A 12,626-nucleotide genomic window follows, 5' to 3' on the forward strand; every position below is an offset into this window, starting at 1 on the left:
TTCTCCACCAACTGCGACACCATCACAGTGATGTGGGATGAATGCGATTTCTCGATCTGCAACTCCGAAGCCCCCAGCAACTGCTGATCTTTATATAGTGCGATAGAACAGACAATGGTAGAGGTTTCGAGCGCGAGCAACAACGGCATGTGCAAGTAGGGTTATAGTTTATAAGATGTCTGCAAAATTACGCCACACAAGCGAAGCCTCCAAAAGTATAGCTTCTCCAACGCAAAAGAGGGAGGCACTGCTGCACCTCCCTCCCCTGTTTGCGCGTTTTATACTTTTAATGGGCCTTCAGGTATGATTTATACTTGGCCGGATCGTTGAGCACCTGCACCGCTGCCAGAATATCGGGGTCATCATCAAAGGAAGACTCGATGTACCCTTTCTGCAGGTAGTAGCGCGAAGCGATCTCCGCCTCCAGCATCTCCTGAATCTCGGCGCGGAAGCGCATCAGGTCGTTCGATTTGTTATGGGATACTTTCTTTCTGATGGCGTCGAGCTCTGCCTGGATATCATCATAGTGCTTGCCTTCCTTGGCCTTAGAGGCCACATCTTCCAGCTCGTTCTCGATGGCGGTAGTGTAAGACAGGTCCTTATCCTCCAGGTAAGACACAAACTTCTTATACTCGGCATCCGTCAGTTTAAACTCTTTGGCCGAAGGGATACCTGGGTGCTCTGATTTATACTTGTTGGCATAGTCGAAGAAGTAGCCTTTACCCGCGATAGTTCTGGTGATTTCGGAGAAGGCTGGCTGCTCTACCTCCACATCCGGGCTAACGCCCCCGCCGTCGTACACCACCCTGCCCGATGCTGTTTTAAAGGCCGCGCGAAGCGAGTCCGGAATAGTGGCCACGCTGCCGTCTTCGTTGCGGTGGGCATAATCGATAGCCTGGATGCAACGGCCGCTCGGTATATAGTATTTAGCTGTGGTTACTTTTAGCTGTGAGTTGTAAGACAGCGGGCGCGTTACCTGCACCAGGCCTTTCCCAAAGGTGCGCTCCCCTACCAGCACGGCCCGGTCGTAGTCCTGCATCACGCCGGCCACAATCTCGGAAGCTGAAGCGCTGCGTGAACTTGTCAGCACCACCAGCGGCATCTCCAGGTCCAGCGGCTCATCCAGCGCCTTATAGGTTTTGTTCCACTCCTCTACCTTACCTTTGGTGCTTACAATATCGCGGCCCTTCTCCACGAAAACGTTCGATATATTCACTGCCTCATGCAGCAGGCCTCCCGGGTTGTCGCGCAGGTCTAAAACAATCTTCTGAGCGCCCATCTCCTTGAGCTTCTGCACCGCCATCTTCACCTCTTTGCCTGCATCCACCGTAAAGCCCGAAAGCTGCAGGTAGCCGATCTGGCCGTCCAGCATGCCATAGTAGGGTACGTTATCCACCATGATGTTCTCACGCATCAGCTCCAGGTTTCTGGATTTGTTCTGCCCGTAGCTGCGCACCTCCAGTTTGATGGCCGTGTTAGCCTGGCCTTTCAGCAGCTTGCTTACCTCTTCGGTAGATTTGCCCCGCACGTCCACGCCGTTCACTTTCAGGATCTCGTCGCCGATGGTTAGGCCTGCTTTGTGTGCCGGGGAGTTCTCGTACGGCATCTGCACCACCACTTTACCGTCGCGGCTGCCGATAATCGCACCAATGCCGCCATACTGGCCGGTGGTCATGGTGCGAAAATCCTCAATATCGTCTTCGGGAATGTAATTCGTGTAAGGGTCGAGTGACTTAAGCATAGCGTCGATGCCTTCCCGCATCATCTGGGCAGGGGGCACATCGTCCACGTAATAGGTATTTACTTCTTTGAACAGCGTGGCAAAAACATCCAGGTTCTTGGCTATCTCGAAGTATTTCTCGGAATCGGTTTTGAAAGAGAAGAGGCCCAGGGCAAAAACGCCCACCAGCAGACCGGTTATAGTTTTCTTGTACATAATATCAGGCTAAGGAGACGCAGGTAAGTCTATTTATTTAGACAACGCTCCAAACCTGAAATTAGTTTTTTTTGGATAGACTGGAAGGATTTTTTTTCCTTGCCAATATACAGGATCCCCAGCAGGCGGGGCGCCTGGGCCGGGTGCTGCAGCAGGAGGTGCTTGTTAAGGCGGTACGCCTCACGCATCTGCCTTTTGAGGCGGTTGCGATCTACGGCACGCTTGAAGTAGCGTTTAGAAACGGAGAGGAGCACCTGGGTTTGCCCAGGCGGCAGGTCCTGCGGCGTGTGGTACACAAACCGCAGCGGATACAAATTAAAAGAAGAACCCTTGGCGAACAGCAGCGAAATGAGCCGCTTACTGCACAAGTGTTCTTCTTTCGAAAATGTATAACTGTTAGGCTGGCCGGCTTGCTGCTCGTTAGCTGCTGCTGAATCCATTAGCGGCTATACAATAGCGAAACCAATTCCTGTATCAGGAATTAAGCTGCCTTATGTCTTTTCTCGCTAGAAACTGTCAGTCTCTTTCTGCCTTTGGCTCTTCTGCTGGCCAATACTCTTCTACCGTTAGCGGTTTCCATTCTTGATCTGAAACCGTGCTTGTTTCTTCTTTTTCTCTGAGAAGGCTGGAATGTTCTTTTCATCGTCTGCCAATGGTTTTATTATGGCCTGCAAAATTAGTAAACCTTTAAAGAATAGCAAAGTCTGGTTCATAATTTTTGTAAAAAGATGCTGTAGAGCTGCGTATCGGTGTTGAAACAGTTGCCTCCGGGAAGCTTTACAGGCTTGTAGAGGACTGGTTTTATACTTTGAAGCGACTGTACCGGCTTTGCCTCTTCTTTATACTTGCCCAATAATACTGCTGCCGCAAGTCTGCAGACTTGTGTCTTTAAGTGGTATCGAGTCTGTGATTCGACTAGCTTGCAAAGCCATAATTTACACTTGAGTTATACTTCCATAGCTTCCGCTTCCCGCAACTTGACACAAGCTTCACCTATCACTGCCGCGGGTTTGCAACCCGTGCCTTCTATGATGTCGGGTTTGTAACCCGACTGGCTCGCAGAGCCATACATTATACTTCATACTTTGGCTATACTTCACTAGCCGCTGCTACCTTCCATTTGAAACAGGCTATTCTTGCTAGCTGCCGCTGATCCACGGCCTTACCAGCTGCTCATTTCATCTCTGGCTGTGGCTCCCTCCAGGCCGGGAGGCCTCGTCCACGGGCATCGCGCTGTCTACATTTCCTTTGCTTGACCTGCGGTCTCCGCAATTTCGCTGAAGCGAAACCGGAAATCTAGAAGGCGCTCAACCCAAGGACTGGGATCAGGTTTGATAGCCCCCGCTGATGCAACTTGAACCAAGTCCCCCTTTGAAGGGGGCAGGGGTGGGTTTATACTTTGTAGTCCTGCTGTTCCGGATTTGCAATCCGCTTTTCTGTCCGTAGCTACTGCCTTTGCTATGGCAGATTACAAATCCGCGGCTACTATACTTCCGGATTGCAAATCCGACAGAGCAGGAAAGGGTGGGTTTATACTTTGCGTGGACAGGTCGCGACCTGTCCACGCAAGAACAGCGGCTATAGAACTTATACTTTGGTAGCAGCAGTTACAGGCTCCCCTCCTTGGTTAAGGAGGGGCAGGGGTGGTTGGACCCGGTACTAGCTCACCCTCCTGTTCTCAGGAGAAGGGTGGAGTGATGAGGGTTAGGGCTGAATACCCACAAGCAGGCTGCCTACAGCAAATCTCAAAGTATAAAAACTACCTTTACGCCACCTAACGTACTTTATCAAGTATAATCTGCAACACAAAAGTATAACCTGACGCATCAGCCCGATAAACTATGATCCACTATCACCTCTCCTTCCAGAACCCGCTTACGCATTTTGTCGACATCACCATCACTATAAAAGAGAACCAGCAGCAGGCCTTATACTTGCAGCTGCCCGCCTGGCGGCCCGGCAGGTATGAACTGCAGCACTTTGCCCAGAAGCTGCGGGCGGTTACGGCCTCTGCCAACGGAGAGGGCATCACCATAGACAAAGTAACCAAAGACCGCTGGAAGGTGCAGACCGGAGTTGCTTCGGAAGTAGCGATCAGCTACAGCTTTTTTGCCCGCCAGATGGACGCCGGCGGTTCGTGGCTGGATGAGGAACAGCTTTACCTGAATCCGATCAACTGCCTGATGGCAGTGGAGGGGCGCGAGCAGGAGCCATGCCAGTTGAAGCTGCAGCTGCCGGAGGAATGGACGATTGCCTGCGGCTTGCCGGAGACAGAAAAACATACGCTACAGGCCGAAAACTTCGATGAGCTGGCAGATAGCCCCTTCATTGCCAGCGAGAGCCTGAAGCGCGAGACCTTTGAGGTAGATGGTTATACTTTCCACATTTGGTTGCAAGGCGATTGCCAGCCGGATTGGGAGAAGATGAAGCAGGACTTCGCCGGGTTCACCAAAGAGCAACTGGCGGTGTTCGGCGACTTTCCGGTGAAGGAATATCATTACCTCAACGAGATCCTGCCTTACCGCTATTACCACGGCGTGGAGCATAGCCACTCCACTGTTATTACGCTGGGGCCAGGCGAATTACTGATGACGCCGAGCCTGTACAAAGAGTTTGTGGGCGTGAGCTCGCATGAGCTTTTCCATACGTGGAACATCAAAAAGATCCGGCCCAAGGAGATGCTGCCCTACAACTTTGCGCAGGAGAACTACTTTAAAACCGGCTATGTGGCCGAGGGTATCACCACGTACTACGGCGACTACATGCTGGCCCGCAGCGGCTTTTTTACCGCCGAGGCATACTTCGAAGAACTAAACACCAGCCTGCAGCGCTACTTTGCCGACTACAGCCGCCACAACCTCTCCGTCGCCGACTCCTCCTTTGACCTGTGGCTGGACGGCTACAAGCCCGGCATCCCTGACCGCAAGGTATCCATCTACATCAAGGGCGCCCTTACGACTCTGCTCCTCGACCTGCAGCTACGCAAAGCCACCGGCAACAAAGCGAGTATGGATGTGGTGATGCGGGAGTTTTGGGAGCGTTTTGGCAAAAAGAACACCGGCTATACCGCGCAGGATTATGCAAATCTAGTAAATAAGGTGGCTGGGCAGTCGTTCCAGCTATACTTCGACAAATACATCAACGGCACCGAACCTATAGAACCGACGCTGGATGAGGCGCTGCGTTATGTGGGTTGTAATTTGGCCGAACAGCAAAACCCACTTATTTATGAGGGCAAGTATGGCTTTAAGATCTCTTCCGAGGGAAGTATAAAAGTGACGGCCATTGCCCCAGGCTCTCCTGCCCGTGAGCTGCTAAGTATAGAGGATGAGTTGGTGGCCCTGAACGGGCGCAAACTGGAGAGCAACCTGCAGCAGCTGTTGGCACTGGAGCCGCAGGAGGTGGAGCTGGCGCTGTTCCGGGAAAAGCAGCTGCGCGTGGTCAGGCTGGAGCCCAACGGCCAAAGCTTTTACAGCAAACATACCGTGCAGAAGCGGCAAGATGCCACGGCGGCGGAGAAAGAAAACTTTAGGCTATGGCTGAAGCAGGAGTTTTAGTGGGCCTTTTCCTATTGATATTCTCGGCTGGCGCGAGTTTTCAACTCGTGTCTTAGTATGATGTTGAGTTTGTAACTCAACTGGGGCGGAGGCCCACACTATAGCCAGTCACGAGCGAGGACACTCGCGCCAGCTAAAAAGCAGTCCCTCTAATTAAACAACAGCTTAGCGTAAAAGGAGGGTTGCCGTAACCGCTCGCGCAGGTCCAGGTCGTTGAACATGCAGGAGATGGTTTCGGCGAGCGCTTGGTTTCTGGAGGCTTTACTGGCCACTTTATCAAACAGCCAGGGATAGTTTAGCAGCTTTTGCATCTGGCGGCTCAGCCGGAGCTCTTTCCAGAGGCGGTTGTACACAGCTTTGTCGTAGCCTTGCATAAAGGCACCCGAGAAATCCTGCTGCTCCAGGCACTTTTCAGCCTGCGCTGCCGCCCAGCGCCCGCTGATCATGGCGTTGCTGATGCCTTCGCCGGTAAAAGGATCAATCAAGGCCCCGGCATCACCCAGCAGCATGTAGTTATCTCCGGAGATAACCCGTTTCCGAGAGCCCAGCGGTAGCCCAAAGCCACGGATGTCATCCACCAGCTCAGCGTTGGCAAAGCGCTGCTGCAGCTCGGGGTGCGACGCGATCATCTGCTGCATCTCTTTTTTGAGGTTCACTTTTTTACGGCTCACGGCGCTGCTCAACATGCCCACCCCCACATTGGCCTGCCCGTTCGGCAGCGGGAAGATCCAGAAATACCCCGGCAGAAAATCCTTGAAGAAGTGAAGCTCTATAAAGCCATCGGCATCCATGCCTTCCACGCCTTTGTAGTAGGCCCGCAGGCCGGCGCAGTAGTGCTCCGGCTCTTGCTGCAGTTCTGCCACATGCCGTGTGAAACCCGACTGCGCCCCGTTGGCCACCAGCAGCAGATTTGCCTGCACCAGCGGCTGCCCTTGCTTATCCGAAAGTATAAACCCGCCTTCTGGAGTGCGCTCATACTTTACCACGTCTATATTCTCCCGAAAATCGACCTCGGACCGCTGCCGCACCTGCTCCACCAGGAAATCATCAAAGTGAATGCGTTTGGAGATGTAGCCTGCCGGTGTGTCCTGCTCAGGCCTGTAGTTATACTTGAACGGCACACTTAGCTTATGACCGCCGGGCGAGATGAAATGGATGCCCCAGGAAGGCAAGGCCTCCTGCAGTTCCCCCAATTGTGCAGGCAAATCCAGGGAGATGCGGCGCAGTTCGTTCACTACCTTGCCGCTCAGGGCATCGCCGCATACTTTATCGCGCGGGAAGGTAGATTTGTCGATTAGCAGCGATGGAATGCCTTTGTTGGCGAGGTGCAGCGCGGCAGTGGCTCCGGCTGGACCAGCGCCAAGTATACAGATATCGGTTTTGTGCATGTTAAACTTCAAGGCCTCCTAAAGATAGGCAGAAGCCCCTTAACCACACAGCATGGGCACAAAAAAAGAAAGCCCTTGTCAAGAGCTTTCCTTTCGTAGTTTTCATAGCTTATTTTGTTAGAACGCCTTACTTTTTATCGTATGGCGTATTGTTACCGCCCTTTGCCAGGTTACGGTTCGGGTTCTGCACTTTAGTTGCGTCTTTATTCAGTTTGTTGCGCACCGGGTTATCATCGATGTTACCCATTGGCTTACTCTGGTCTTCCTGATTTGGATTGTTTTTCTTCAACTCATCCAAATTCTTCTTATTCTCATTCTTGATGCTCATAGCTTGTTTTCCTTCTAGTGTATAGTATAGTTTACCCCATCGGGCCCCACTTTGTTGCACTTAGATGCTGCACCTCATACGTAAGAAGCTATCAAAAAGGCCCGGACGAGAATCTTTTTTGCACTACATCTCAAACAAAAAAGGGAAGCCAAAGCCTCCCTTTTATACTTTATGACTCAAGTTGCGATTCACCCACCCCTGCCCCTCCGAGGAGGGGAATTTCGCAAAAGAGCAGGTAATTCCCCTCCTCGGAGGGGTTAGGGGTGGGTTTACACCTGCACTGCACTAGTAAATCGTAACTTGGGGTTTATACTTACCTATACTTACTGCAGCACCGTATCAAATGCCACCAGGTTCACGAACTGCTGCACGCGGCCGTCGATCTCCTCCTGCGTCAGGTTTTTCAGGCGCTCGGTTCCAAATTTCTCCACGCAGAACGAGGCCATGGCAGAGCCATAGATCACGGCACGTTTCATACTTTCGAAGCTGATATCGTTGCAGCTGGCCAGGTACCCGATAAAGCCGCCCGCAAAGGTATCGCCGGCGCCGGTTGGGTCGAACACTTCCTCCAGCGGCAGGGCTGGGGCAAAAAATACTTTCTCTTCGTTAAACAGCAGGGCGCCATGCTCACCTTTTTTGATGATCAGGAATTTTGGCCCCATCGCCATAATTTTCTTGGCAGCTTTCACCAAAGAGTACTCCCCGCTCAGCTGGCGCGCCTCCTCATCGTTGATCGAAAGGACATCGATCAGCTTTATCGTCTCTTTCAGCTCGTCGAGGGCAATGTCCATCCAGAAGTTCATGGTGTCCATCACGATCAGCTTCGGACGGTTGTTCAGGCGCTCGATCACCGTTTTCTGCACCTGCGGCGCCAGGTTGCCCAGCATCAGGTATTCGCAGTTCTGGTAGCTTTCCGGAATGATCGGGTCAAAATCGCCCAGCACGTTCAACTCCGTCACCAGCGTTTCGCGGCTGTTCATGTCGTTGAAGTAGCGGCCAGACCAGAAGAAAGACTTCTCGTTCTCCTTCACCTGCATGCCTTCGGTGCTGATGTTGCGCTGGTGCATCAGTTTCACGTGGTCCTGGTCAAAATCGCCACCCACTACCGACACCACGTTTACGGGCTTCACGAAGTATGAAGACGACAAAGAGATGTATGTGGCCGCACCGCCCACGATTTTATCTGTTTTTCCGAAGGGGGTCTCCAGCGCATCGAACGCCATCGAACCGACTACTACTAAGCTCATATTTTTAATTTTGAATGAGTGATTTTTGCATGAGTGAATAGACGCTCATGCAATATAAACGAAAAAGCCCTTGAAGGTTTGCTTCAAGGGCTTGGGGTGGAAGATGGGGCTCGAACCCACGACCCCCAGAATCACAATCTGGTGCTCTAACCTACTGAGCTACAACCACCGTGTCTCATTTGAGAGTGCAAATATACGCAGCAAATCACATAATGCAATACTCTGCGCACATTTTTGCAGAAAAATTTCAGTTATCTGCTGCCTTTATACTTACGCAAACAAGTATAAATGTATGCCCGTTCGGCCAGCAAAAATGGCACCGCCCCAACTAACTATTTGGGGATCTGCACACTACCTGCTCCTGACCAGGTAAAGAGTACTATATGCCGCAAGTTTGCAACTTGTGGCTAAGCATGGGGCCAGTTTGTAACTGGCGAAACTATAATTCCAAAACACGCCAGTTACAAACTGGCTCAAAGCTAAACCACCAGTTACCGCTGTGCTCAAACTGGCGGTATGATCAGCTATGGTGTGCCCAGCTATATTCTGACACGAGCGAGGACGCTCGCGCCATACTATTGACTCAGTTTGTTTCCGCACCACGGGCAGTAGTTGATCACCACCATAGACGCGCTGCCATCGTGCACCGGAATGCCGTAAAGTCCTTCGTCCCACTTGTTGATGATCACCTCCGGGTCGTCATACTTTATCTCTCCCTCTGCATCCAGGCTCTGGTATACTTTGTCGGCCATCATCAGGCAGCAATAGCCTTCGTAGTCGAAGCCTTGGGCCTTTAGCTTTTCGGCGGTGGCCCAGTTGTAGCAGGCCTCGTTTTCATGTATGGCATCCACATACGCCTCATACTCCTCCGAAGCCATTACCTCCTCCGGCAACTCCTTCCCGAAATAACGGGCGTGTAGTTCTTTAAATCTATCTAAGTCCATAACTATACTTCGAAAAAGCTGGCAGCAGTACCCAAAAGCTAGTTGCCACACATTTATACCTACGTCTAACGCAAAATATCTGTATCAACGGGAGTGTAGCCCAGGTGCCTGCTTAAAGAGAGTATCTGCCCTTTATGGTGGAACTCATGCGTAATGGTATGCGTGAACAGCTTAAGCGGGGTAGCCTTGGTGCTGGCACCATTCAACTCCACATGGATGTAATCCAGGTAGTTCTTCGCGAAAAATGTGATGAACTCTGTCATCAGCGCATCGATTCTCCTGAAAAAGGCCCGGCACTCCCCCACATTGCTAACCGCCCCATATGCGGTGAAGGGAATGTCTTTTTTCTGGAGCCCCTGATTCCCCAACCAAAACTCATAGGTATTGCCGATGTGCACCAGCAGGTTCCGCATGCTCTCCCTGCCAAAGGAGCTGTTTTCAACTAAGAAGTCCGCTGGGCTGACTGTATCACAGTACAGCAAGAGCACATCACGGGAATGCCTTACCATATCATACTGCAACGACATGATGCTTTCCATACTTTCTACCGGTCGAACAGCATTCGCTCCCCTTTCTTGCGCTCGTCAAATTCCCCGTTGGCAAAAGCCAGGTGACCGGAAACGAAAGTATGGGTTATGCTGGAGCTAAAGGTATGTCCTTCAAACGGAGACCAGCCGCACTTATAGTAGGTGTTCTCTTTTGTAACGGTGTACAATTTGTTCGGGTCTACCAGCACCAGGTCAGCCCAGTAGCCTTGGCGTATGTAGCCGCGCTCGCGCACATTGAAAAGTATAGCCGGCGCATGGCTCATTTTCTCCACCATTTTCTCCAGCGTCAGCTTTCCTTGCTTTACAAACTCGAGCATCATCTGCAGCGAGTGCTGCACCAGCGGCACCCCGGATGGCGCCTGCTTATACTTGCCCTGCTTCTCTTCCCACAGGTGCGGGGCATGGTCGGTGGCAATCACGTCGAGCTTGTCCTCCAGCAGGCCTTTCAGCAAGCCCTGCTTGTGGCGCGCCTCTTTTATAGCTGGGTTACATTTTATCTGCGTGCCATAGGTATCGTAGTCATCCTTATCGAACCAGAGGTGGTGCACGCATACTTCGGCCGTTATGCGTTTTTGCTCCAGCGGAATGTCGTTGCGGAACAGCTTCAGTTCTTCTTCGGTGGAAATATGCAGGATGTGCAGGCGCGTGTTGTGCTTCTCGGCCAACTTCACGGCCATAAAGGACGATTTAAAGCAAGCAGCTTCGTTGCGAATCTCGGGATGGCACTTCACCGGAATGTCCTCGCCATACTTTGCCTCGTAGAGCGCCATGTTGTCGCGGATGGTTTGCTCGTCCTCGCAGTGCACAGCGATGGGCAGTTTGGCTTTGGCAAAAATCTGCTCCAGCGTCTGCTCGTTATCTACCAGCATGTTGCCTGTAGAGGAGCCCATAAAGATCTTGATGCCGCAAACCGTGTTGGGGTTGGTGAGCAGTACCTCGGCCAGGTTATCGTTGGTGGCTCCCATGTAGAAGGAGTAGTTGGCCAGCGAGGTTTCCGCCGCGATTTTATACTTGTCCTCCAGCAGTTCCTGCGTGGTAGCGTTCGGCACCGTGTTGGGCATCTCCATAAACGAGGTGGTACCACCTGCTACGGCCGCCCGGGCCTCCGTTTCGATATTGGCTTTATGCGTCAGTCCCGGCTCGCGGAAGTGCACCTGGTCGTCGATCACGCCGGGCAGCAAGTATAAACCGGTGGCATCGATGGTTTGGTCGGCCTCTGCGGCTATACGTTGGCCAATCTGCGCGATGCGGCCGTTCTGCACCAGCACGTCGGCGGTGGTTATACTTCCTTCGTTTACAAGTTGAGCGTTTTTTATGAGGATGGATTTCATGCTTGCTAAGATACGTGTTGAGCAAAATTAACACATTATCTTAGTTTCAGGCATAAATCCTATTGGTTTGTCGGCAGTGCTTTACTCCGGCTGCATCAGTTTACCAATGAACAGGATGGCGTTGGAGGATTTCTCCCGGATAAGGAAAACGAAAGGCCTGTTGATATGGATGGAGGGCGGCAGTGAAGTAACGACAATACCTACAGAGGTTGCCGCCGTGGCTTCTGTGCCTTCTTCGTTCACCTCTACAAACGTTTTATGCTTCACCTCGGAGATAGCCAGGTTGCTCTTTCCTTCCACCATACGGCTCAGGTCAGCTGCTTCTGTAAAGGCGATGCCCATGCCCAGCTGCTCCAGCAGTTCGTTCAGTTCTTTCTCGTACTCCAGCTTAAATTTGGGCATGTGCAGCTCCAGCTTAGAGGTATCCGCAGCGGATAACCAGCTGCTCAGGTTCATCTTGTTCAGCTCCTGCACCACCTCCTGCACATTGTGCCCGGCTTTAGGCATCATCAAGGTCATGCTGTACTGCTTGTTTCCGTAGGGCAGGTCCAGCACTTCCTTGGTTTGGTCCTGGTAGTACAGGTACTTGCCTTCCTTCATCGTCATGAAGTCGTGGGTAACCGTGGTGCCATTTTCGAGGAAGAACTGCCCTGGCTGCGTCAGCTTTTTATCGAAGGGATAGGCCCAGGTGCCTTTAAAGTAAATGGCGTTGATCAGGAATAGTACATGGCGGGGAGTTACCTCCTCCACAATGCTTTCGATCTTCCCATTGGTTTTCTGCTCCACCCAACTGTTAATCTGGTCTTTGGCGGCAGGCGAAGAAAAGTCAAGTCCCTGCACCATGGCATCGAAGTAGGTTTGGTTAGCCTTGAGGAAAGGAGCCTGCAGTTGCAGATCTTTTCTGTACCACAAGGAGTTGGCCGAGGTGAAAACTACTTTCTTATCGATCCCTTTCAACAGCTCTGAAAGGCTCTTGAAAGATTGGTTGATTTCTTCATCCGAAGCCGGTTCGAACCCCAGCGTCTGGCGCATGGCTTCTTTCGTAGCGCCATCGGCTCCGTTGTAGGTCATGGTTAAGGCCATGCTGATACTTAGCGGCGAGATGAATACGTTTTCGGCCCCTTCCTCCTCGCTTAGCTGTGCAAAGGCTCGAAAGGCAAAGTCGTTGGAGCTTTGCACGGTTTTCTGCTCCTGCACCGTCAGGGCGCGTATGTTGGGAGCGTTGTCCGAAGCGTCGTCTTGCTGGCAGCCGGAAAACAGCATGGCAGCCGCTGTGGCTATACTTAACAGGAGCGTGTTTTTGTTCATGGCAGTAGGGTTCAGGGCAACGTATAGGTTCTTTTTTTC

12 protein-coding genes and 1 tRNA gene (1 of these 13 only partly in view) are annotated in these 12,626 nt (G+C 51.9%); 1 reads left to right on the forward strand and 12 read right to left on the reverse strand.

What is annotated here, in order from left to right; translation table 11 throughout:
* The 4 genes from tsaB to rpmH form a co-directional block, all read right to left on the reverse strand.
* Positions 1-149: the beginning of a tRNA (adenosine(37)-N6)-threonylcarbamoyltransferase complex dimerization subunit type 1 TsaB gene (gene tsaB, locus OH144_RS15245; RefSeq protein WP_266203134.1), read on the reverse strand. 547 nt of this gene lie to the left of the window's left edge; only the first 149 of its 696 coding nucleotides appear in the window; its start codon is at positions 147-149; its stop codon lies off the left edge, out of view.
* 137 nt (positions 150-286) lie between these two features.
* On the reverse strand, positions 287-1,936 hold the full coding sequence (locus tag OH144_RS15250; protein WP_266203135.1) for a S41 family peptidase: 1,650 nt from the start codon (positions 1,934-1,936) through the stop codon (positions 287-289).
* 29 nt (positions 1,937-1,965) lie between these two features.
* Complete coding sequence (locus OH144_RS15255; RefSeq protein WP_266203136.1) at positions 1,966-2,376, reverse strand: ribonuclease P protein component; 411 nt, start codon at positions 2,374-2,376, stop codon at positions 1,966-1,968.
* Between the two features lie 41 nt (positions 2,377-2,417).
* Positions 2,418-2,579 carry a 50S ribosomal protein L34 gene (gene rpmH / locus OH144_RS21580; protein ID WP_071784616.1) on the reverse strand — a complete coding sequence of 54 codons (162 nt, stop codon included), beginning with the start codon at positions 2,577-2,579 and terminating at the stop codon, positions 2,418-2,420.
* Between the two features lie 1,198 nt (positions 2,580-3,777).
* Between rpmH and OH144_RS15265 the strand changes: the two genes are divergently transcribed.
* The gene (locus OH144_RS15265; RefSeq protein ID WP_266203137.1) at positions 3,778-5,493 is read left to right on the forward strand and encodes a M61 family metallopeptidase; all 1,716 of its coding nucleotides are present in this window, start codon (positions 3,778-3,780) and stop codon (positions 5,491-5,493) included.
* 149 nt (positions 5,494-5,642) lie between these two features.
* Here OH144_RS15265 and OH144_RS15270 read toward each other — a convergent pair whose 3' ends face one another.
* The 8 genes from OH144_RS15270 to OH144_RS15305 form a co-directional block, all read right to left on the reverse strand.
* Positions 5,643-6,881 (reverse strand): NAD(P)/FAD-dependent oxidoreductase, encoded by a 1,239-nt coding sequence (locus OH144_RS15270; RefSeq protein ID WP_266203138.1) that lies wholly within the window; start codon positions 6,879-6,881, stop codon positions 5,643-5,645.
* 127 nt (positions 6,882-7,008) lie between these two features.
* Positions 7,009-7,209 (reverse strand): hypothetical protein, encoded by a 201-nt coding sequence (locus OH144_RS15275; RefSeq protein WP_266203139.1) that lies wholly within the window; start codon positions 7,207-7,209, stop codon positions 7,009-7,011.
* A 323-nt stretch (positions 7,210-7,532) separates the two neighbouring features.
* The gene (locus tag OH144_RS15280; RefSeq protein WP_266203140.1) at positions 7,533-8,456 is read right to left on the reverse strand and encodes a PfkB family carbohydrate kinase; all 924 of its coding nucleotides are present in this window, start codon (positions 8,454-8,456) and stop codon (positions 7,533-7,535) included.
* A gap of 92 nt (positions 8,457-8,548) precedes the next feature.
* Positions 8,549-8,625: transfer RNA gene (locus OH144_RS15285), tRNA-His, on the reverse strand.
* Positions 8,626-9,031: 406 nt separating this feature from the next.
* Positions 9,032-9,400: a DUF6980 family protein gene (locus tag OH144_RS15290; protein WP_266203141.1), complete on the reverse strand. Its 369-nt coding sequence runs from the start codon at positions 9,398-9,400 to the stop codon at positions 9,032-9,034.
* Positions 9,401-9,465: 65 nt separating this feature from the next.
* Positions 9,466-9,939 carry a DinB family protein gene (locus tag OH144_RS15295; RefSeq protein ID WP_266203142.1) on the reverse strand — a complete coding sequence of 158 codons (474 nt, stop codon included), beginning with the start codon at positions 9,937-9,939 and terminating at the stop codon, positions 9,466-9,468.
* A gap of 5 nt (positions 9,940-9,944) precedes the next feature.
* Positions 9,945-11,279, reverse strand: a complete 1,335-nt coding sequence (locus OH144_RS15300; protein WP_266203143.1) for a dihydroorotase — start codon at positions 11,277-11,279, stop codon at positions 9,945-9,947.
* A gap of 81 nt (positions 11,280-11,360) precedes the next feature.
* Positions 11,361-12,587, reverse strand: a complete 1,227-nt coding sequence (locus tag OH144_RS15305) for a serpin family protein (protein WP_266203144.1) — start codon at positions 12,585-12,587, stop codon at positions 11,361-11,363.
* Between the last annotated feature and the right edge of the window lie 39 nt (positions 12,588-12,626).

Origin of the sequence: Pontibacter kalidii (genome assembly GCF_026278245.1) — a bacterium.
Classification (GTDB): domain Bacteria; phylum Bacteroidota; class Bacteroidia; order Cytophagales; family Hymenobacteraceae; genus Pontibacter; species Pontibacter kalidii.

What these genes read in the sequence shown, in the direction of transcription:
- OH144_RS15250 (WP_266203135.1), bottom strand. Translation starts at nt 1,936, where the DNA reads ATGTACAAGAAAACTATAACCGGTCTGCTGGTGGGCGTTTTTGCCCTG.
- OH144_RS15255 (WP_266203136.1), bottom strand. Translation starts at nt 2,376, where the DNA reads ATGGATTCAGCAGCAGCTAACGAGCAGCAAGCCGGCCAGCCTAACAGT.
- rpmH (WP_071784616.1), bottom strand. Translation starts at nt 2,579, where the DNA reads ATGAAAAGAACATTCCAGCCTTCTCAGAGAAAAAGAAGAAACAAGCAC.
- OH144_RS15265 (WP_266203137.1), top strand. Translation starts at nt 3,778, where the DNA reads ATGATCCACTATCACCTCTCCTTCCAGAACCCGCTTACGCATTTTGTC.
- OH144_RS15270 (WP_266203138.1), bottom strand. Translation starts at nt 6,881, where the DNA reads ATGCACAAAACCGATATCTGTATACTTGGCGCTGGTCCAGCCGGAGCC.
- OH144_RS15275 (WP_266203139.1), bottom strand. Translation starts at nt 7,209, where the DNA reads ATGAGCATCAAGAATGAGAATAAGAAGAATTTGGATGAGTTGAAGAAA.
- OH144_RS15280 (WP_266203140.1), bottom strand. Translation starts at nt 8,456, where the DNA reads ATGAGCTTAGTAGTAGTCGGTTCGATGGCGTTCGATGCGCTGGAGACC.
- OH144_RS15290 (WP_266203141.1), bottom strand. Translation starts at nt 9,400, where the DNA reads ATGGACTTAGATAGATTTAAAGAACTACACGCCCGTTATTTCGGGAAG.
- OH144_RS15295 (WP_266203142.1), bottom strand. Translation starts at nt 9,939, where the DNA reads ATGGAAAGCATCATGTCGTTGCAGTATGATATGGTAAGGCATTCCCGT.
- OH144_RS15300 (WP_266203143.1), bottom strand. Translation starts at nt 11,279, where the DNA reads ATGAAATCCATCCTCATAAAAAACGCTCAACTTGTAAACGAAGGAAGT.
- OH144_RS15305 (WP_266203144.1), bottom strand. Translation starts at nt 12,587, where the DNA reads ATGAACAAAAACACGCTCCTGTTAAGTATAGCCACAGCGGCTGCCATG.